This is a genomic window from Desulfosarcina sp. (assembly GCF_055467485.1).
Map to the genome: position 1 here is coordinate 153,478 of NZ_JBUOIV010000002.1, position 20,729 is coordinate 174,206.

A 20,729-nucleotide genomic window follows, 5' to 3' on the forward strand; every position below is an offset into this window, starting at 1 on the left:
ATACACGCCGAAACCATTCCGATCAGCGGACCTTGATCGATGCCTTCGTTGCGGAGACGCCATGAGGATCGCCTTTGTTCACTACCATCTGAAAACGGGGGGCGTCACCACCGTCCTTAGGCGGCAGGTCGAGGCCATCCATGGCAATTGTAGCACCCTCGTCCTGACGGGGGATCGGGCGGCCGCCGAATGGTCATGTCAGGTGGCGGAAATTCCCGGACTGGGTTACGACCAACCGGGCGTTTTACCGCCGGCAGCGGATAGGGTTGCCGAGCGGGTGCTCAAGGCACTATACGAAAAGTGGCCAAGTGGATGCGACGTACTTCACGTGCATAATCCAACCTTGGCCAAGAACCGGCGATTTCTCAAAATTATTAAACGGCTGCAGCAGGCCGGGGTCAACCTTTTTTTGCAGATCCACGACTTCGCCGAAGACGGGCGGCCCGATCTTTACTATAGTGAGGAATATCCAGCGGATTGCCATTACGGCGTGATCAACGCCCGGGATGCCGGTATTCTGAAGAGGGCCGGACTGGATGACACAGGCCTGCACCACCTTCCCAATGCCGTCGAAGTCATAGCCGGCAAGACGGGCTGGTACCCGAATTCGCAGATTTTATATCCGGTTCGTGCCATCCGGCGCAAGAATCTGGGCGAGGCCATTTTGCTGTCCATGTTTTTAATGGGCGGACAGCGTTTGGCCGTCACCCAACCGCCGAACAGTCCGGCGGATGCATCAAGCTACAGGGATTGGATCGAATGGGTAAGACAACACCATCTGCCTGTTGACTTTGCGGTCGGCAAGAATGTCGACTTTTCGTTACTCGTAGGGGCTTCGGAATCGATAGTCTCCACGAGCATCTCCGAAGGGTTCGGCCTGGCCTTCCTCGAGCCCTGGACGGCCGGCAAACTGTTGTGGGGGCGAGGGCTCAGAGAAATAATAACGGATTTCGAGAAAAACGGGATCAAACTGGATTTTTTATATGACCGCCTCGATGTTCCCCTGGCCTGGATCGATGGGGCGGCCTTTTCCCGGGAATGGCACGATGCGGTGGTCAGCGCTGCCGAACGCTACGGTCACCTTCTCGAAGCCGATCAGGCAAACCGCGCTTTCGCCCGTCTGACCCGCGATGAACGCATTGATTTTGGCTTATTAAAAGAGACTTTTCAAAGGCAGGTCCTTGCACGCCTGACGACCGACCCGTCCGGCAAGCGCGAACTGGTTTCGCTGAATCCCTGGCTCTCCCATCCCGGCATTGTCGGCGATTCGTCGGCCATCATCGAGAACAATCGACGGGCGGTTCTCCAGAATTATGGCACAGGGCAATACAGCAACCGGCTTCTGACCATTTACGATCGAATCGTCCATCATCCGGTTTGCCATCGTATCGACAAGCGTGTCTTGCGTGAATCCTTTTTCGATCTCCAACGGTTTTCGCTGCTCCAATGGAGCCCGTATGGCAGGTAAAGAGAACATATGCGCGCAGCATGTTCGCCCGTTGAAACCGATTCCCACAGGCGTTGCACCGGATCTGGGGAAAATGCAGCGCTTTTCGGCCATGCTCTTCGATATCTACGGCACCCTGCTGATCAGCGGGGCAGGGGACATCGGGTTCACGCGGGAGCCGACGCAAAGCGCGGCCGACGTGCAGGACCTGCTGCAACGATACGGAATTGGCCGCACGCCGGACCATCTCGCGAGTTCCCTCACGCTGACTATCAAGCGGAGCCATGCCGACCAGCGTCGCAAGGGTATCGAGCACCCGGAGGTGGACATCGTTCAGGTATGGCGGCAGGTTCTTGGTTTGAACAACATCACTGAACTAAAAAATTTCGCCCTGGAATACGAACTGATCGTTAACCCGATCTATCCCATGCCCGGCTTAAAGGAACTTTTGGCTGCAGGCAAAAAGAGCAAGATGCCAATGGGGATCATCTCCAATGCTCAGTTTTACACCATTATCTTGCTTGAGCGGTTTCTCGGCGCGACACTCGAAGCGCAGGGGATCGATCGACGCTTATCCTTTTTTTCATGGAGAGAAGGGCATGCCAAACCGTCAACCGTTATGTTCGATCGGGCACAAACGGCCCTTCTCAGCATGGGAATTCCCGTTGCGTCAGCACTGGTGGTGGGCAACGACATGCAAAACGATATTTTACCGGCCAAAGCGGCCGGATTCAAGACCGCCCTTTTTGCCGGTGACCGGCGATCCTTGCGCCGAAGGGAATCCGTCAACCACTGCAGGGACACCTCTCCGGATTTAATTGTCACCGATCTTCGCCAGTTGATCGCCGGAGTAGACGATTCATCAATCATGAGGATATAAATGGAAGGATATCTCGACCGATTGCCGTCGTTCGTGGACCAGATCCGCAAAATCCGTGAAATCATCATCAGCAACATCGTGCTCATCGGACAGATTTCAGCACCCACCTTCTACGAGCGAAGGCGAGCGGAGGCCCTGGTGGAGCGCCTGGCCGATTTCCAGGTGGACGAATGCAGCATCGATGATTTCGGCAATCCCATCGGTGTGATCCGCGGTGCATCGACAGAAAGACAATCCATCTTCGTCGTGGCCCATCTCGACACTTTTTCAGACGTGGAGGTCGACCAGAATTACGAGGTCACAGATAAAACCATCAGCGGCATGGGTGTTTCGGACAACTCGGCTGCCGTGGGCGTGCTGGCCTCACTGCCGGAGGTTTTCAATCGGCTGGGCTTGACATTTGAATCGGACATCGTTCTGGTTGCTCCCAATCACAGCCTGGCACGGGGAAATCTGAGGGGCATCCGCCGGTTGCTGCAGGTCTGGCCCACGCCGATTCGTGGTGCCATCTGCCTGGAAAGCGTGGAATTGGGGCGACTCAATTATTATTCCGACGGCATGATCCGGGGTGAGATCAGTTGCAGTATCGCCTCTGAAAAACAATGGGACCGGCACCACGTGCCGAACGCGATTCTGGTCATCAACGAAGTGATTAACGCGATCCTTGGCCTACGGTTGCCCCAGAAACCTCGCACACAGATCGTCATCGGAAAGATCGCCGGCGGGTTCAACCACGGCAGAATCGCCTATGACGCCAATATCGGGTTCGAGATCCGCAGCGATGCCGACCAGATCGTCAAAGATTTATATGACGAAATGCGAGACATTGTCGATGGGATCAACAAGGCCTTCGCCGTCGAACTGAAACTCAACCGCATCAGCAATCTGAATGCCACTCGCCTGCCGTACAATCATCCGCTGGTCAAATGCGCCTCCCGGATCTTGAACCGTCTGGGGGTGGAAGCCGTGAGCGAACCCAGCGAAACGGCCCTGTCTATTTTCCTGCAACGCAATATCCCGGCAGTCACCTTGGGATTGACCCATGGGGACAATTATCATCAGGACGGCGCCATGATCGAAATCGAGCCGATCTACAAAGGCATATCACAAATACCGGCACTGGTCATGGCCATGGACAACGGGGTGTGTGATGAATAATAAATGGATCGAATCGAACACCTTTCACCATTCCGAATTCAAGGAACTCGATATCCTGGTCAGCGCCAAACAGAGCAAAAAACTCTCCATTTCCTTGTGTCTGCCCACGCTGAACGAGGAGAAGACCATCGCCAAGGAGATCGTCATCATGAGATCGGAACTGATGACGCGCTACCCGCTCATAGACGAGATCGTGGTCATCGATTCCGGATCGACGGACAAGACCCGCCAGATCGCCAGATCATACGATGCGACCGTTTACCAGGCCGATGACATTCTGCCGCGCCTGGAGAAATTCAAGGGAAAAGGGGAGAACCTGTGGAAAGCACTTTACGTGACCCGGGGAGATATCATCGTCTATATCGATGCCGACATTAAAAATATTCACCATCGGTTTGCCTATGGGCTGCTGGGTCCCTTGCTGCTTTCGGATCGTATCCGCTTTACCAAGGCCTTTTACGACCGCCCCATCTCGCTGGGAGATAACCGGCTGCGCCCCACCGGCGGCGGCCGCGTCACGGAGTTGGTGACGCGGCCCTTGTTTTCTCTGTTCATGCCGGATCTGACCCAGTTCCTGCAGCCGCTATCCGGAGAGTACGCGGGGTACCGCAGCATCTTCGAAAACATCCCCTTCCACATTGGCTACGGGGTGGAAACCGGTATGCTGATCGACATCCACGAAAAATGGGGGCTGGAGGTCATGGCCCAGGTCGATCTCGACCGGCGGATACACAAGAATCAGGATACAAAGGCCTTGGGGCGGATGGCCTTTGTAATCATCAAGACCTTCCTGAACCGTGTCCAGCAGTTAGACCGGGTTGACATCAAACAGGAAATCTTCGATGAGATGATTCAATACAGCCGGGTCGGGGACAGGCTTCGACCCCAAGCCCATGTCCTGCAAGAGCACGAGCGGCAACCGATGGTTCAAATCCCTGAATATGTGCAAAAAAACACCGCCACGAAATCAAACTAGGCGCATTTCACTTCAACGAACTGTCCAATACCATCAATTTCAACCCTACCACGCGGAAAAATAAACCAACCGCTGTGCAGATGCTCGGTGTCGTGATTATAGATATGTCTGGTGCCGGTATGGGCTGAAGTTATCATAAAAGCTGGCCCTTAAAACCATGGACAGGAGGTGGCCGGCATGGTAATCCGGCACCGGTAAGCTTGACCATCGCCAGTGCGGTCTGGCCGATTTCAGAATAAGAGAGGATAGATATGAGCGAAAAAAAGATTGCCGGGTATGTCAAATCAGAAAATGTGATCTGGTTTGTCGCGGTGTCTCTGCTGATCGGTTTCGTCGCGGGGGTCGCTTTCGGCATTTACAAAAGCGGCAGCATTGTCGATCCCCATGGATCCGAACAATCGGCGGGCATGGACGTCGAGCGGCAGCAGGCCATTGACATGCTCAAGGCCCAGACCGAGAAAAATCCCCTGGATCTTAACGCCTGGATAGATCTGGGGCATCAGTACTTCGACGCCAACCTCCCGGAAGAGGCCATTGCGGCCTACGAAACGGCGCTGGACATACAGCCGGAAAACGCCAATGTCTGGACGGATTTGGGCGTCATGTACCGACGGAGCGGCAGCCCGGAAAAAGCGGTGGAAGCTTTCGACCGGGCCATGGCGATCGATCCGTCCCATGAGATTTCTCGATTCAACAAGGGGATCGTCCTGTTCCATGACCTCAAGGATGAGAAGAACGCCCTGGCTGCTTGGGAATCGCTGCTGGCCCTCAACCCCGATGCGAAGTCGCCCGGCGGCCAGACAGTGCGCGAACTGGTTGATCACATCAAAGAAAAGCACCAGGATTGAAGATGAACAGAGCGATTTGCAACCAGTCCACGCTGATCAGAAAGGGCCGGGTGTTTGATTTTTTCACTGAGAATATCACCCTGCCCAACGGCGTCACCATGGACATGGAGATTATCCGGCATCCCGGTGCGGCCGCCATTGTGCCGTTCATGGAAGACGATTCGGTTTTGCTCCTCAAACAGTATCGTCATGCGGTCGGTGGTTTCATCTGGGAAATTCCAGCCGGAACATTGAATCCGGGTGAGGACGCCCGCCGGTGTGCCGAAAGGGAATTGACCGAGGAAACCGGTTATACAGCCCGGAGCTTTGAAAAACTGGCCCAGATCACCCCGCTTCCTGCATACTCGGACGAGCGCATTCACCTGTTTCTGGCAACCGGCCTGACCAAGGCGGCCCAGAGCCTGGATGACGATGAACTGCTCTTTGTTCATCGGGTAGCCATGCGCGAGGCCATTAATATGATTGCCGAAGGGGAAATCCAGGATGCCAAAACCATTGCCGGGCTGCAATTGGCGGCAAGCCGATCGGCCGGGAGCGGGTAATGAAGACAGCATAAGATCAGATGCCTGGCTGTCCCCATCCCTTGAGTCCGCACGTCAAACACAGCAGTCCCAGGCCCGTCAGCACTCCTGATAGACAGCCCGCGGGAAGGATGCCCATTGTGCACTATCAATCGAAGGTTGTAACGCGACATGTTCAGGCGCATGATGCCTTCAATTCAACGGGTGTGGTGGCGGTGTCTCCCCTGCAAAAAACCCTGTCCTACCGGTTAATGCAAAATGCTGCACCAGGCGGCAGAATGCATCACAGCAGTAACTTCCTGTAATTTTATCTCATATACAAAAACCAAGTTCTTGCTGTTGCAAATTGCGCCAGTTCACATCATTCAGCAGGCCGGCCATTATTTTTGGTAAAAACGATGAAAACCTTATGGAAACATATAGTTATCAAATATTCCTATATTTCGCTTACCTTCGGTACGGATCGTGCGGTTACATCTATCCAAGAACTGAATAACAGCCCATTAAACCTCTTTTCGGCTGCTTTTCAATTAACGATTTCATGAACTGCGAACTGAAATCATTAACAATAAGGAGGTCCATTATGATAGATACAGCCAAACGTAGGACGGGACGTCCCTTTGTCTATTCCATGGCCAATGACCTGTGTGTCTGGAGCCGTGCCGGTGTTCTCAAACAGATGAAATGCTTCAATGCATTCGACTGCCTTGGATGTAAACTTGACAAACGGGTGTTATCCGACTTTGAAAAAAAACAAGGTGATGCAAAAACCACCGATCCCCGACCGATAAGAATGCGGCTTATGATGAAACAGGGAAAGTGCCGACACATGCTCAGTGGCCGTGTTTCCTACAGCCTCTGCTCTTACGGCTACAATTGTGTAAAATGTCCATATGACCAGATGATAGAAGACACCAGCTACCTCCCCAATTTGAAAACCGCCCAGTGCGACAAGACGTCCGGATTTGATGTAGCCAGGGATCATTATTACCATTATGGCCACACATGGGCCCGGGTTGAATATGGCGGACGCGTCCGTGTAGGCATCGATGACTTTGCCTACCGCTTGCTGGGTGAGCAGGATGAAATCAAACTCCCCGGTCTGGGGAACACGGTGGGGCAAAACAGGACCCAGGCGGTCATCAAGCGTTCCGGAATGGAAGCGGAAACCTTAAGCCCCGTTGACGGCAAGGTGGTGGCGGTAAACCAAAAAATTGTTAAGCATGCCGGCATTGCCAATGACGCGCCCTATGATGATGGATGGCTCATGGTGATCCAACCATCAAGTCTTCATAAAAACCTTAAAAACCTTTTTTTCGGCGACGAAAGCCTGGCCTGGATAGATGATGAGGCCGGCCGACTCACGAGTCTTTTGAGGGAAAATGCGGGCTATCAGATGGCGGCTACCGGTGGTGACGCCATTAAAGATATTTTCGGAACCGTTCCGGAAATTGGATGGGACCGGTTGGTTGAGGAATTTCTCGGCTGATATGGTAATATCCGGAAATTAAAATGCGCTGACGGATGCCGTGAAAAGATGGCGAAGTCGGCGGGATATTTCATAGGCGCAGGCTTCACAGAAACGGGGTTGTAACTGGTCCAGCTTTTCAAGGCTGGCAGAGAAGCACATAAGACAATCCACTGTCCTGCAGTGTCCGATGCCAAGAAGATGGCCGACTTCATGGAGGCCGATCTTTGCTGCCCTGGTGTAGGTGACATCTGGTCTTTCATCAGCAATTCGGTAGAGGGATATGAGTGCGGCTTTGCCGCCCAACTGTGATTCGCCATAGACAAAAGAAAGGATAGGGGTACAGATGTCATACCGGACAACCCCAAGGGTCAGGGGGACCTTACCGGCATCTGATTCAAGGGCATTGATAATTTGACCGGCGTCGTATTGAAGCCTGCCGTGCAGGTAGGCATATTCGGGTTTAGGCTGATTCGGCCGTATATCGCTATTAAGGCCCATCACTGCCTGAAGGTTGGCGGCCACGACGGATAAGGCCAGTTCATCGACAGTCCCTATAGGGATGATGTTCAGGTGGACCTGATCATGTATCGGCGTTTGTTTGTCAATGGCTCTATATTTCCGTATGGGGGTTAACAACGGGTAATCTGATGTCGTTTCATCTTTCTTGTCAGAGTGCTCCGATCGATCCCCAGCTGTTTTGCAGCCCTGCTGACATTCCAGTTGCAGCTATCCAAAGCTGCCCGGACATGATTGATTTCCATGTCCTTCAAAGTGAGCGGGCCCATTTCGCAGAAATCTGCTTCGGGGTTTAGAAAGATCATCTCTTTGGCCCCGATCATCCTGCCCTTTGCGATCACCACTGCTCTTTCGATGACATTTCGAAGCTCCCTCACGTTGCCAGGCCACTGGTAAGCGGTCATCATGCCGATAGCTCTCTGGGTGAATCCCATAAGGGATTTGCCGGTTTCCTCAACATAGTGTTTCAAAAAGTGGTCAGCCAATACCGGCACATCTTCCAACCGTTCCCGCAAGGGAGGAATATGGAGACCGATCACATTGATACGATAGTAGAAATCTTCCCTGAACCGATTCTCACCAATGAGATGCGGCAGGTGTTGGTGGGTGGCGCTGATCAGCCTGAAATCGCTTTTAATGGGCTGGGAGCCGCCCACTCGCAAGAACTGCTTTTCCTCCAGCGCTCGTAAAAGGCTGATCTGCATTTTTGAAGAGATCTCACCGATTTCATCTAGAAAAAGGGTGCCGTTGTTCGCCATTTCAAGACGCCCCCGCCTGGCTTTGACTGCCCCAGTAAAGGCTCCTCTTTCATGCCCGAACAACTCACTTTCAAGAATGGATTCGGTAAGGGCGCCACAGTTGATGGTAATGAACGGACCTTCAGACCGCAGGCTCTGCTGTTGAATGGCCCTTGCCACCATATCCTTTCCGACCCCGGTTTCACCGGTAATCAGCACAGGCGCAAGGGAAGGCCCGATTTCTTCTATGGTTTTAAATACCTTCTGCATGGGTTCCGAATGGATGACCATCACGTTGTGAAGAGAATCCTGGTGATCCATCAGTTGCTCACGGAGGACGAGATTTTCATCCTGAAGGGCTTTAATGGCCATGACCCGTTCCATGAGAAGGGATAATTCATCAGGATCAAAGGGTTTGCATAGGTAGTCGCTAGCCCCCAGCTTCATAGCCTCCACGGCAGTCTGTATGGACCCATGGGCCGTAATCATGATCACCATGGCATCCGGCTGTTTTTCTTTGAGTTTAGTCAAGAGCTCGATGCCGTCCATCCCCGGCATCTTTATATCCAGAAGGTATACGTCAAAGGCATTGTCCTGAATGCGTGCTAACGCGTCAAAACCGGAAAAAGCGGTTTCCACCAAATAACCATCCTTTGCAAACCATGCGCATAGGGCCTCGCAGATGGTTTCCTCATCATCCACAATCATGATTTTCGTGGACAGACTCATGTTCAACTCCTCAATTTTGAACGCGTCTCAAAAGTGTTAAAGGGCCCATTATAGTGTCTTCAGTCGGCGTAAGATTTTATATTTCCTGAATATGGTCCGTTTTGATCATCGCTCCGCTATTTGCATAGGTACCTGATCTTTATTTTTGAGATCGGTTTAACAACTATAATGAGTTGGATTTAATGCCTAAAAAACCGCATTCTCATGCTGAGAATATGGGATCTACTTATTCATCAGGCCGCGGACGAGGCAGTTTGATGCGGAATGTGCTGCCCTTTCCCATCTCGCTGTCTACTTCCACGACGCCATTGTGTTCGCGAATGATACCGTAAACCATAGAAAGGCCCAACCCAACGCCCTTTCCTTCGGGCTTGGTTGAATAAAAGGGTTCAAATATGCGTGGCAATTCATCGGCATCGATGCCAAGGCCGGTATCGGAGATGGTTAGCCAGATCATGTTTTCTTTTTCGTCAAAGCCACCGGTCACTGCCATTCTGCCACCTTGGGGCATCGCATCCATGGCATTGAATATGAGGTTCATGAGGCACTGCTGGATCTGGGCGCTGTCTCCCCAGGCCGTATATGATGAAGAGGGAAGGTCTACCTCACAGGTAACGCCTGCAATTTCAAGTTGGTGGCTGATTAACAGCATGATGGTATTGACCATGTCAACCAGGTCAATCTTTTTGGCATCCACCTTTTTCTGTCGGGCAAAGGTCAGCAGGTTTTTTACAATTTCGCCGCACCGCATGGCTTCTCGAACAGATAGGCCAAGATATCGATTAACCTCTTTCATCCGATCCCGGCCTAAATCATTATCCTTGGCAAAGGATAAAATCAGTTTGTTAAAAGTGACGATGCTGGTGATGGGGTTGTTGATTTCATGGCAGACCGAGGCCACCAGGCGACCCAGGGATGCGAGCCGGTCATCTTGGACGTAACGGGTGAGATTGTCCTTGATTATCTGTGCGCGCTTTTCAATCCGTTCACTCAGATCTTTGGTCATGTCCCTGACCGTGACCACAAACTGAGTGATTTCACCCAAATGGTTGAATATCGGATAGGTGGTGACTTGGCTGACCTGGGTGCCTCCATCTGCCATCACTACTTCGTGAACCGCACGCGAAGGCCGACCGGTTCTCAGGGTCTCCTGCGCAGGGCATATTCTTTCAGGAACCGAGCAGGGCTCTTTTGCATGATGCATGATCTCAAAACAAAAACGCCCGAGGATTGATTCCCTCCCCGCCCCACCGTTAATCAGGGTTGAGTTATTACAGTTGATAATTCGGTAATCCCTGTCAATGACGAGCACGCCATCGGGTGAGGCCTCAAGCAGGGCAGAGGCAAAGGATGTGGCCAGGTTGATCTCTGTTTCCTGTTTGGACACCTTGTTGTACAAGGTGGCGAAATCAAAAAAAAGCATGGCGGTCGGCCGGTCCAGCACCCCAATGGTTGGCGGTTTATGGGAAATCAGCTCGGATAGGATCTTCGGGTCGCCGGTAAGCTCAAGGATCAGGTCCAGGTATTCGATAGTCAACAGGTCTTTTGGATTTTCAAACAACTCAATTCCGGTTTCACCGGCATATTTGTTACAGGCTGCAGACTTGGAGATGGTAGCCATGGCCACCAGTTTAAGGCGAAGGTGCGAAGGCCTGATGGCATGCAGATCCCTCATGATCGACAGGCAGCGGGATCCTCTTGCCACGACCCCCACATTCAAAAGCAGGCAGTGTTCAGGTCCTTCCATGGCGCCCGTCAAGCCCCTTTACTCAGGCGTTTATTGAAACAGGTTTTGAAACCTGTGTTTTTGCACCACGAAAAGAGATAAGATCGCTTTCAGGAGTGTGCCGATGATTGGAAATAGGTTGTCGTATCCGAGCTTTATTAATTTCGCGATTGAACCCTTCCCGTGGAGCGTCACGGAGAATTCGCTATCTTTCGTGTTTAATGGCCATACGGATAGATGGTTGATCCCGAATGAAAGCGGCTTCCGTGCAGGGGTATTATTATCGTCCGAATACCAACACTTTAGAGTCTAATCGGATGATGTGTCAAGTTGCCTAATCGACAGCGGGCGACGCAGGGTTAAAAAGATGGCCGTTGGGGCAACATTGAAGAGGGGTGGAGAGTGAAGTCATTTTTTCGAATGTGAAACGTTCCCAAGCGAAGTCAGAAATAAACATCAGGCGTCTGCCCGGTCCCATCCCTTTAGTCCGCACATCAAACACAGCAGTCCCAGACCCGTCAGCACTCCTGATAGACAGCCCGTGGCAAGGATGCCGCCAGCCTGCCATACCGCTCCGCCCATCAGCGCCCCGATCACCCGTCCGATACCTGCTGTGGCAAAAAAGCCGGACATCATGGTTGCCCGGAAACCCGGCAATATTTCGGTGCACAGGCTCAGGCTGGTGACCATGGTGAATTCGAAAATGAAGAAAAGAATGGCCAGGCCAGATAGCGACGCGGCCAGGGATGATTCCATGAAAGGCAATGCAAAGTAACTCAAGACGGACAGGCTCAAGCCGGCAACCAGGGCCCGTTTTAATCCGATGCGGTCGGAAACCGTTGCAGTCAGGCCTTCTCCCGCCAGTTCGGCCACACCGATGAGGCTGGTCCCCAACCCCAAAGCGACAATGCCCAGGTCAAAGCGATTTTCAAGCCACGCCCCGTATACCACGAATAAATTGTCGTTGGCCGCGCTGACAAAAAACACATAACCCAAGGCACCCAATGCGGGTCGGTTGGCAATCAACCGCGAATAGGCGTTTAGGTAGTCAGCTGGCGATAGCTTTCGGCCGGCCGGTTCGGGCTCGTCGGGAATGAAGAAAAAGAGGGCGACGGCCCCGATGCATCCCAGCGCGCCCATCACCAGAAATGGCATTTGCCATCCATACCTGTCCATGAGAACGGCCACCAGCGGGATGCCGATCAGGGTACTGGCAGACCACGAGGTTTCCATCATGCCCATCACCAGTGCCCGCCTACGGTAAGGTACCCGGCTGCCGACCCAGGCCTGCACGGCCGGATCGAATATGCTCTTGCCAAGTCCGGCCATAACGAGGGCCACCAGGACGACTGCATAAATAGGGAATATGGCAGCAGCCAGCATGCCGGCCGCCAGCATCGCCATCCCGGCGATCATCATTTTCCGGTAACCCAGACGGTCGGACATGGGACCGATAAGCGCACCCAGCAGGGAGGTCACCTGATTGATGGCAATCAGGGAGGTGACCGCCGACAGGGAGACGCCGAGTCCGCGGCTCAAGACCGGTGCAAAGGGATAGGCGAAACGCCTTGCGGTATTGAGCACCAGCCTGAAAAAAGTGGTAGCCGCAATGGGTACAAAAAGGTTCGTTCGGTGGGATGGGTTCATTGGGCCTGGTTTGTCAATCGGGTCAGGTCAGCGAATCGTCCATGGAATGGACGATGGGTCATGGCCCGTCCCTTCAGGATTGGGTTGCCGGTGAATTTTCTCAATTTTCCGAGAAACGGGCCGCCAGGATCAGGTTGATGTGTTCCCGGTCGAATGAATAGCGGGTATTGCAGTGGTGGCATCGGATCTCAACAGGAAAAGGGCCTTTTTCTTGAATGTCCTTCAGTTCGTCGATGGGCAGCAGGGTGAGGACATTGCGGATCTGATCCCGGTTGCAGTGGCAGATAAAACCGACGTTGCGCCGGTCGATGAAACGGGGCGCGTAGTCACCCAGATAGCTGCGCACCAACTCCTCCGGTGCGGTCCCTTCATCCAGCAGGGCGGCAATCGATGGAAGGGAAACCACCTGAGCCTCGATACGCCGGACCACCGCGGCCTCGGCGTCGGGCATGGCTTGCAGGAACATACCACCGGCAGCTGCCACATTGCCCTGACTGTCGAACTTGACGCTGAGGCTGAATGACGTGGGAATCTGCTCGGAGGTGAGATAATAGTGGGCCAGGTCCTTGGCCAGGCTGCCGTGGGCCATCATCACCCTGCCGGTAAAGGGGCGCTTGGCATCGGCCAGGATGCGGGTGACCGATATGAACCCGGCGCCGAAGAACGGCGAGAGGTTGAAGTCGGCCAATGGCTTTTCAACAGGGATGGGCACATTTTTCAAAAACCCGCGAACTTCGCCGGCGGCGTTGGCTTCGACAACCAGGCCCTTGACCGGGCCGGAGCAGTCCACCTGCAGCCCCAGGCGGTCCTTGCCCTTAAGGCTGGCCCCCATCAGGCAGGCGCCTAAATAGGCATGCCCGAGTACCAGGGTTTCGAGGATGCCCAGTTCGTGATTCCAGCGCATCTGGTTGATCATCCGGCTGCCGTCGAGCACTGCCCCGCGAATGGTATCATCGGCCATCAGGAATGTGTGCAGGCAATCGTTCCCACGATCAAGATGTGTCGATTGGTTGGTTTCAGGTATTTTTTTTTCCATGGATAAGGGTAACGTTGTCAATTGGTTCAAGCGGTTGCGACTTGACCGTCTCCCGGAGGTGATCCGGAACCGGGCATGTATCTCATCCGTCAACGAATGGCCAGCCAAGCACAGGCCCTGGCAACGCCCGGTTGTGCGATATCCGATTCGGACCTGGTCGGCTGATTTCAGGCCCATTATTTTACGCGCGCGTTCGATTCTATTTTTTACTTGTTCGCGATTGCGTATCTTAGACAAATTGGTGAGCAGTCCGGACGCTTCGATGGGCGACTCTTTTCGGCTTTCCAGCAAGAGACGATACCAATAGGGGAGCTCCGCATTGAAAAGGGAGACCAGGTCCGCGGCGTGCTGCCGGGCCGTTCGCAGCAATGCATGGTCACTGTTCGGGTTGCCCGGGGCGTCAGGTCCGGTTGCTGCATTCATTCGTTCCAGGTATCGCGCAAGTTCGTGGCCAAGTTTTCGTTTGGTAATGTTGTAACCGACGATTGGCTTGATCCACAGTTTGGCTATGATGTATCCCAGCAGGCCGGCAATGAAACTGGCGCCGGCGGCAATCAGCAGTGGTGAATCCATGGGTATCCTTTTAACCGGCGCGACGGTTGCGAAACCGCTGGTACTCGACCATGCGGGCCGCTGCCTTCACCGCCCGCTCCGGCGTTTCATAAAACACGCCCTTCAGATGATGGCCTTTCACCCGATAGACCGTGGCATCTTTTTCATCGGTGAGCAGGCTGACCCCAAAGACCGGCTTGCCGTAACTCTCCATCAGCCGGACAATTTGTTCGATGTAGCTGTTTTCGAAATCAGAAAACGCGCTGACGGCCTCATCCAGAAATTCCCGTGTATAAGAGGCATCCGCGTGTTCAACTGAATCGGCCAGGCGCCTGAGAAAAATTCGGCGCCCTAAGATGCCCAGGTTGATGACCGCATCGCAGCCTTTCCATTGAAGCAGCGCTTCCATGACGGTCAAGGGGATGGACGGGTCGTTTTCCCCCACCAGATCGATAGGATTGGACCGGCTCCAATAGGGCGGCAGGACCTTATCGATCTCGGCAATCAGCTCTGCAGAGAGATCCGGCACCTCCAGGCCGAATTGATTGCACAGGTCGGCGGTGACCACGCCCCATCCGCCGCCCAGGGTCATGATGGCGATGCGGTTACCCCGGGGAAGCGGAAGGGAAGAGAAGGCGGCGGACAGGTCCAGCAGCTCCATGGGCTGGTCTACCTTGACAATGCCCGCCTGTTGGCACACCGCGTTGAACAGCCGGGTGTCGGTGGCCATGGCACCCGTATGACTGGATGCTGCCCGGTTGCCTGCACGGGTCTGGCCGCCTTTGAGCAGCACGATGGGCTTTTTCTGGCTCACGCGGCGGGCACTTTCGAAAAATCGGCGGCCCTGCTTGACACTTTCGATATACAGCATCACGGTTCGGGTGAGTTCGTCGACTTCAAAGCCTTCCATGTAGTCTTCGATGGTGATCATGGCTTCGTTGCCCGAGCCGGAAAAGGCCCGAATGCCGATGCCCTGCGCTTCGGCAAAGGCCAGCAACTGGGTCCCCATGTTACCGGACTGGGCGACCACCGCCGTGGAACCGGCCAACGGACGAACCGAGGTCCCCGTGCAGAAAAAATGGATATGGGGATTGCAGATGCCCATGGTGTTGGGGCCGAGGATAAGAATTCCGGCAGCCCGCGCTTCCTGCGCCAGCTGCTTTTCCAAGGTTTTGCCGTCAGCACCGGTTTCACCGAAACCGGATGTGATCAGCACCACGTTTTTAATTCCTTTGGCTTTCAGTTGAGGGATCAGGTTCATGATGCCGGCGGCAGGAACGGTTACCACCGCGAGGTCGACCTCTCCGGGTACGTCTGCCACCGATGCAAAGGCGGGTTTGCCGGCGATGACGCCACCTTTGGGATTGACGGCATAAACGTCCCCCCGGTAGCCGCCGCTGATCGTATTGCAGACGAGCATATGCCCCCACTTGCCCATTTGGGCGGAAGCGCCGATGAACGCCACGGATCGGGGGTAGAACAGTGAATGGATAGCTGGGGGCGGCACCGCATGGGCATCGGTTGCCTCGTTATCCGGCTCGGCAAGGGTGATCAGCGCATCCACGGCATGGAGTTCTCCGTTGGCCGTGGCAATCAGCGGATTGATGTCGATCTCGGCAATTTCAGGAAAATCGGCAGCGATGGCGGAAAGCCCCACTAACGTGTCCATCAGGCGTTCACGATCCACTGCCGCTTCTCCTCGAAATGCACCCAGCAGCAGGCGGGATCGGATGGATTCGATCATGTCCGCCGCATCTTGACGCGTAAGCGGTGCCAGCCGAAAGACGACATCGGACAATGCTTCGGTCAGGATGCCGCCCACTCCGAAAAGAATCGCCGGTCCAAAATGCGGGTCGCGGAAAAGACCGGCCACGAATTCCCGATGCCCGCGGATTTGCGGTTGAACGAGAATCTGCTTCGCGGCGGCAGCCTGAAGGATCTGCTCAGCCGCAGATAGCACGGATTTTTCATCGGTCAGATTCAAGTGAACCAGGCCGCTTTCGGTTTTATGCAGCAGGTCGTCGCCAAGTCCTTTGAGCACCACGGGAAACCCAAGGTCGGCAGCCGCTGTGGCAGCCTCTGCGGGCGTGTTGGCGATCGTTTCTGCGACTACGGGAACGTCGTAGCGACCCAGTAGCGTTTTGGATTCGGCTTCGGTTAGCGCCCTCCTGCCGGATGCGAGGGCATTTTTCACCCAATCACTCAGATCCACGTCATCATCTCCTGATATCCATCAGTTTTAAATCGCGCATCCAGAAACGGCCCTTGAAACGATTAAATTGACCGGTCACTATCTACTTGAGGCAGTTGGACAAGGTCAAGGGTTAGTTCACCATCGATCAATCGACAGGTCGGAAACCAGTGGGAACAAACGGTGAAAAAGCGTTTGAGATGACCATCGATGATCCTGGGCCCTCAATATTGAATGGGCTGGCGGATGGCTATCGGCTGGTCTACGAAAGATTGATAACCAAAATCGTCGAAGTAGACGTTGAATGACCCTTTGCCAACGGTATGGAGGCCAAGGGTCGAGCCGAGGCCAGTCAGCGCGGTTTCGGAGCTGCGGATGAGTGTGTTCGGTCGGTCGAGCGAGTTGATCACTTGAACGGTTCCAACGCTGCTGTTCAACGCGTCCCATTGAATCAACTGGAAATAGTCCTTGTCCGCCGTCCATGGTTCGCCTTCATCCGGCGGCCAGACCAAGGCGGGAGGATCGATCGGGTAAGGATGTTTGTCGCCATCCAGGGGATCCGCGTTCGGTGTGCCGCAACCGGATTCGGTCCCATAGTAGGCCTCGATGAAATGGTCCTGGGTCCTGAATCCGGTGAGTGTCGCCAAGCTGGCGGGTTTGCCGGCAACCGACAGTCGTTCACCGATCTGGAATACACCGTCGACATGGTCAATCAGAAGCGTGCCTGCTGCGTCGAGCGTGGCCCAACTGCCGCTTGCGATCACCGGTGAACCATAGACGGTTGCCGACGCAAAACTGTTGTCACCGATAATTCGATCGCCGGCTTCGATTGGACCTGCATCGCCGTTGGTAAAGGTGACGGAGGCTATTTCCTTGAAGCGCGAGAGCAGTGTGGCGTTTTCAACAGCGAAGTCATCGGCGGTGAATTCAATGTTAAAGATATGCCAGCCGATGGTACCCGCATTGATGCGAAACAGTAGGGTAGAAATGGTCTGACCAATGAAAGCGGTGAGGTCGGCCTTGTTTGCCTCCACCGGAATCCAATTTGCACCATTGTCGATAGAAACCGCTATTGCCGTGCAGTCGGACTGCAATGGGTCGCATGTGCTGGAAAAGCTGAGGTTGATCGTTCGGTAATCGCATGGCAATGGAGGAACGACGGTCAGGTCGGTGATGGGAGCGGAATATTTGCTGCCGAGGATGTCCACCCATTGAAGCTCGTTGATTTCCTGGGTACTGGAATCCAGATTGACATCGGAAATCTGTTTATACGCCAGCCATTGTTTCTCAGAATCATTGCTTCCGGTGGACTGCCAAAGAATGATGGCGTGCACGTTGTCAGCAGAAAACGGCTTCAGCCCGTTGTAAATATTGTCAATGGCGGATGTACCGCCGCTTGGCGCACTGCGTTGAAATGACAACCCATAGGTTTTATCGCCACCCTCGGTTAAACGAAAACTGATACCCGCCGTAAAATACACGGGCACGACGGGTTCGAAGCCGATTTTTACCTGTGTGTCGAATTGACCGGGATTGAATTGCACGGCGCCGACGTTCAGTTCGATCAAACTGGCGCTGGGGGTGTCGGCACCGGACTGGGTGACACCGGTGACCCTGAGTACGCTGTTTCCACCGATGTCACCCGTTTCGTGCAGGATAGGCGCAGAGCCGTTTTCATTCCACATGTCCAGATTGTTAAAGCGTTCGTGAAAAACGATGCGCTGGGGTTCATTTTCCTCGGGAATCTGGACATGGTAAACGATGTCACGGGATGCCATCAAATCCCCGCTGCCGACAGAACCGGTGGATGTGATTCTAACAAATTTTTTCAGACGGATATTTTCGTTGGCGGTTACTAATAAATCCGAGAAATCGGAACGGTCGGTTCGTTCGATGCCCACCAGCGTATGCGCATCACGGTCGTTTTCGCGGTAGGTATAGGTGTTTCCAGCCAATACAAAAGATCCGTTGCGGTCCGGAAACAAGTCGCCGGATCCTGGAGACAGGGACAGATCGCCACCGCTTGAAACGGTCTGCGCGACGGCCTGCGCGACCGGGTATACGGGTGTGTATGCCGGCACTGTCAGTGGCGACGACAATCCATTGAAGGTGATCACCTGCCCCGCGATGGATGCGGATGAGAATGTATAAACGCTATCGTTGACGCTCAGGCTGCCGCCTGCCAGGGGGAAGGAATACGTCGGATTCCCATATATGCGCGTTATCAATGTCGTGGTATTCAATAGATCTACGTCGACAAGAAAATAATAGGGGGCAATGGATACGGTGAATTGACCCTGCTTGTCCTGGAGGTGGTGGGCAACACCGTTAAGGGCGTTCAATGCCGTATATTTTGCATTTTCACTGGCTGCATGGAGATATTGGCTAGCGGCGTAGCGCAAACCGGATTCTGCCAGATAATAGGCTTGGAGGGATCTGCCTGTGGTGGTGCGATGCAGCTGGGAAGAGCTGATCATCGGGACGATGGCGGCACCCAGTGCAGCAAATACCAGAATGGCGATAATGATGCCGATCAACGCACTGCCACTGCTTTTTTTGCAGGACCGGGACCGGTCTGTGGGTTGGCGCCTCCGGTTCGTTGGTTGAACCCACCGTACCACCCATCCTAAAGGTATCACGATCAGCGCCCACGGAGTTAGCGACCGGATGAGCGTGAAGTCGGAGCCAACCGGGCCGGGCTGCATTGCCGAAATGAAGCAGGCATATTGTTCCATTGTGGGGGGGGGGACGGGCAGGGTGGCATTGCCGCCATAATTGTCGTTATTCCTCAGGTAAATCAACTGGGTTGCATTCACGGTAACGCCGGCAACGTCCTTGTTGCGCAGGTTCAGCGAAAATTGAATGGTGGAGAGTTCGCGGATATCATCCGTTAAAACCCACGTGTTCCCGCCCTTAAAGTAATTCAGGGTGAATGAATCCACGCTGTCGGTTAGGACAGCGCCCTTGTTGTCCAGATCGGCGTTTGAAATCGGTCCTTCCAGATCTTCATACAGCTTGATCGTATCATTTACCTTCGCGATGGCCTGAACTTGGCCGGTCGCCGCGTAATAGACGATATAAGGCCGCGTATCATCCGTGTGACTGATGTCGGTTAACTCCAGCAGTTCTCGACTGATTCTTGTTGTGGCAAGCTGACTTTTCTGAGAAAGGCTGACGTTTTCCCGCACGATCGCATAGCCGCTGATGGCGGATACGATTCCCATGCCGGCAATGGAGGCGAGAATCCCGGCAATCACCAGAGAAATGATGATTTCGATAAGCGTATAACCGGCATCACTACTCAACCGGTCCCGTTTCTCAATTTCAGACGCTGCGGGTTTCATCTGATCCGTAATCCTGCTATCGGGTAAACAACGACGTCAATGAATGGTCGCCCATTGAAATCGTTACCTTCAGTATCCGGCAATCCGGCGTATTGCAGGGCACTTCGACCTGGCTGCCGTCGAAGCGGATATAGGTGCTGTCAGACAGCACATAGGTTCCATACCATCCGGGGGTTTCAACCCTCGTTTTAAACGTATCGAGAGGGGTGTTGTCGGTGAGCAGCAACTGCTTGTAGTCCGCATTCATGCTTTCAAAGATACTTTGCAGGGCCATGCCTTCCTGCATGGATACGATTGGCTCCGCACTCCTGGAAAGGCTGGTGCCCATGAACTGCACCAGCATGACCGAAAGGATGGCCGTAACGGTAAGGGTGACGATGATTTCGATCAGTGTAAACCCCGATTTATCCAACAATTTTAATTTCATGGGATAAATCCTGTGTTACGGGTTACGCGAATGGTTGTGTTGGCACCGCCGCCAGCCAAGAGAGTCAGCAACAGATCATCTTCAATGGGTTGGGTGCCAAGGTCGTCGTCGCAAGGTCGGCCCCGGTCGTCAAAAGAAAGAGTCGCAGCTGTCAGGGTCAGCTTGAATTGGGCGAGATCGACGATGATGGTTTCTTCGCCGGGCAGTTTTCGTTGGTTATTGACATCGTCTGGATCGCCGTCAACAAAAAGCCAGTAGGACTGGCCCGCGGCGCCGCAGCGGATTCCCCATATCCGGCTGGAATTCATGGACAGGGACTGAGCGTAGCGGATATGGGACTTGATGACCTCGGTCTGTGCCAGAAGGTCGGTCTGGCCGATATGACTGCGGCCGATAACCGTCACGCTGATGATGCCGATGATGATCAGCACCACCAGTACTTCCAGGGGAGTAAAACCCGTCTGGTCCCGTGATTGGCGAATTGGCGGCATGCCAATTGATTACCAGAAGTGAAGGCCGAATA

16 protein-coding genes are annotated in these 20,729 nt (G+C 53.9%); 7 read left to right on the forward strand and 9 right to left on the reverse strand.

All coding sequences use genetic code 11. The features are described from left to right. Positions 1 to 61 precede the first annotated feature (61 nt). The 7 genes from ACZCED_RS01810 to ACZCED_RS01840 all read left to right on the forward strand — a co-directional run bounded on the left by ACZCED_RS01810 (position 62) and on the right by ACZCED_RS01840 (position 7,319). Positions 62 to 1,468, forward strand: a complete 1,407-nt coding sequence (locus ACZCED_RS01810) for a glycosyltransferase family protein (RefSeq protein WP_464860084.1) — start codon at positions 62 to 64, stop codon at positions 1,466 to 1,468. Then, positions 1,458 to 2,327, forward strand: a complete 870-nt coding sequence (locus tag ACZCED_RS01815; RefSeq protein ID WP_464860085.1) for an HAD family hydrolase — start codon at positions 1,458 to 1,460, stop codon at positions 2,325 to 2,327. Before ACZCED_RS01810 ends, ACZCED_RS01815 begins: the two co-directional genes overlap by 11 nt. Then, positions 2,328 to 3,485, forward strand: coding sequence for a peptidase dimerization domain-containing protein (locus tag ACZCED_RS01820; protein WP_462967998.1), 1,158 nt, complete (start codon positions 2,328 to 2,330; stop codon positions 3,483 to 3,485). It abuts the gene before it with no gap. Continuing rightward, positions 3,478 to 4,461, forward strand: a complete 984-nt coding sequence (locus tag ACZCED_RS01825) for a glucosyl-3-phosphoglycerate synthase (RefSeq protein WP_462967999.1) — start codon at positions 3,478 to 3,480, stop codon at positions 4,459 to 4,461. Before ACZCED_RS01820 ends, ACZCED_RS01825 begins: the two co-directional genes overlap by 8 nt. A 251-nt stretch (positions 4,462 to 4,712) precedes the next feature. Then, complete coding sequence (locus ACZCED_RS01830) at positions 4,713 to 5,309, forward strand: tetratricopeptide repeat protein (protein WP_464860086.1); 597 nt, start codon at positions 4,713 to 4,715, stop codon at positions 5,307 to 5,309. Between the two features lie 2 nt (positions 5,310 to 5,311). Continuing rightward, the gene (locus ACZCED_RS01835) at positions 5,312 to 5,851 is read left to right on the forward strand and encodes an NUDIX domain-containing protein (RefSeq protein ID WP_462968001.1); all 540 of its coding nucleotides are present in this window, start codon (positions 5,312 to 5,314) and stop codon (positions 5,849 to 5,851) included. A 562-nt stretch (positions 5,852 to 6,413) separates the two neighbouring features. Further along, on the forward strand, positions 6,414 to 7,319 hold the full coding sequence (locus ACZCED_RS01840) for a glycine cleavage system protein H (RefSeq protein WP_462968002.1): 906 nt from the start codon (positions 6,414 to 6,416) through the stop codon (positions 7,317 to 7,319). Between the two features lie 18 nt (positions 7,320 to 7,337). On the opposite strand, the gene ACZCED_RS01845 is transcribed toward ACZCED_RS01840, so the two are convergent. The 9 genes from ACZCED_RS01845 to ACZCED_RS01885 all read right to left on the reverse strand — a co-directional run bounded on the left by ACZCED_RS01845 (position 7,338) and on the right by ACZCED_RS01885 (position 20,697). Then, the gene (locus ACZCED_RS01845; protein ID WP_464860087.1) at positions 7,338 to 7,937 is read right to left on the reverse strand and encodes a hypothetical protein; all 600 of its coding nucleotides are present in this window, start codon (positions 7,935 to 7,937) and stop codon (positions 7,338 to 7,340) included. Further along, complete coding sequence (locus ACZCED_RS01850; RefSeq protein WP_462968004.1) at positions 7,931 to 9,283, reverse strand: sigma-54-dependent transcriptional regulator; 1,353 nt, start codon at positions 9,281 to 9,283, stop codon at positions 7,931 to 7,933. Before ACZCED_RS01850 ends, ACZCED_RS01845 begins: the two co-directional genes overlap by 7 nt. A 226-nt stretch (positions 9,284 to 9,509) precedes the next feature. Further along, the gene (locus ACZCED_RS01855) at positions 9,510 to 11,030 is read right to left on the reverse strand and encodes a sensor histidine kinase (protein ID WP_464860088.1); all 1,521 of its coding nucleotides are present in this window, start codon (positions 11,028 to 11,030) and stop codon (positions 9,510 to 9,512) included. 435 nt (positions 11,031 to 11,465) lie between these two features. Next, complete coding sequence (locus ACZCED_RS01860; protein WP_462968006.1) at positions 11,466 to 12,656, reverse strand: MFS transporter; 1,191 nt, start codon at positions 12,654 to 12,656, stop codon at positions 11,466 to 11,468. A 100-nt stretch (positions 12,657 to 12,756) separates the two neighbouring features. Beyond that, entirely contained in the window at positions 12,757 to 14,265 is a 1,509-nt protein-coding gene (locus ACZCED_RS01865) for an Hsp33 family molecular chaperone HslO (RefSeq protein ID WP_464860089.1), read from the reverse strand. A 10-nt stretch (positions 14,266 to 14,275) separates the two neighbouring features. After that, on the reverse strand, positions 14,276 to 16,456 hold the full coding sequence (locus ACZCED_RS01870) for an acetate--CoA ligase family protein (RefSeq protein ID WP_464860090.1): 2,181 nt from the start codon (positions 16,454 to 16,456) through the stop codon (positions 14,276 to 14,278). Positions 16,457 to 16,659: 203 nt separating this feature from the next. Beyond that, the gene (locus ACZCED_RS01875) at positions 16,660 to 19,779 is read right to left on the reverse strand and encodes a PulJ/GspJ family protein (RefSeq protein WP_464860091.1); all 3,120 of its coding nucleotides are present in this window, start codon (positions 19,777 to 19,779) and stop codon (positions 16,660 to 16,662) included. Positions 19,780 to 19,795: 16 nt separating this feature from the next. Beyond that, positions 19,796 to 20,206, reverse strand: a complete 411-nt coding sequence (locus ACZCED_RS01880) for a PulJ/GspJ family protein (RefSeq protein ID WP_462968110.1) — start codon at positions 20,204 to 20,206, stop codon at positions 19,796 to 19,798. Then, on the reverse strand, positions 20,203 to 20,697 hold the full coding sequence (locus ACZCED_RS01885) for a prepilin-type N-terminal cleavage/methylation domain-containing protein (protein ID WP_462968109.1): 495 nt from the start codon (positions 20,695 to 20,697) through the stop codon (positions 20,203 to 20,205). Before ACZCED_RS01885 ends, ACZCED_RS01880 begins: the two co-directional genes overlap by 4 nt. Positions 20,698 to 20,729 lie beyond the last annotated feature (32 nt).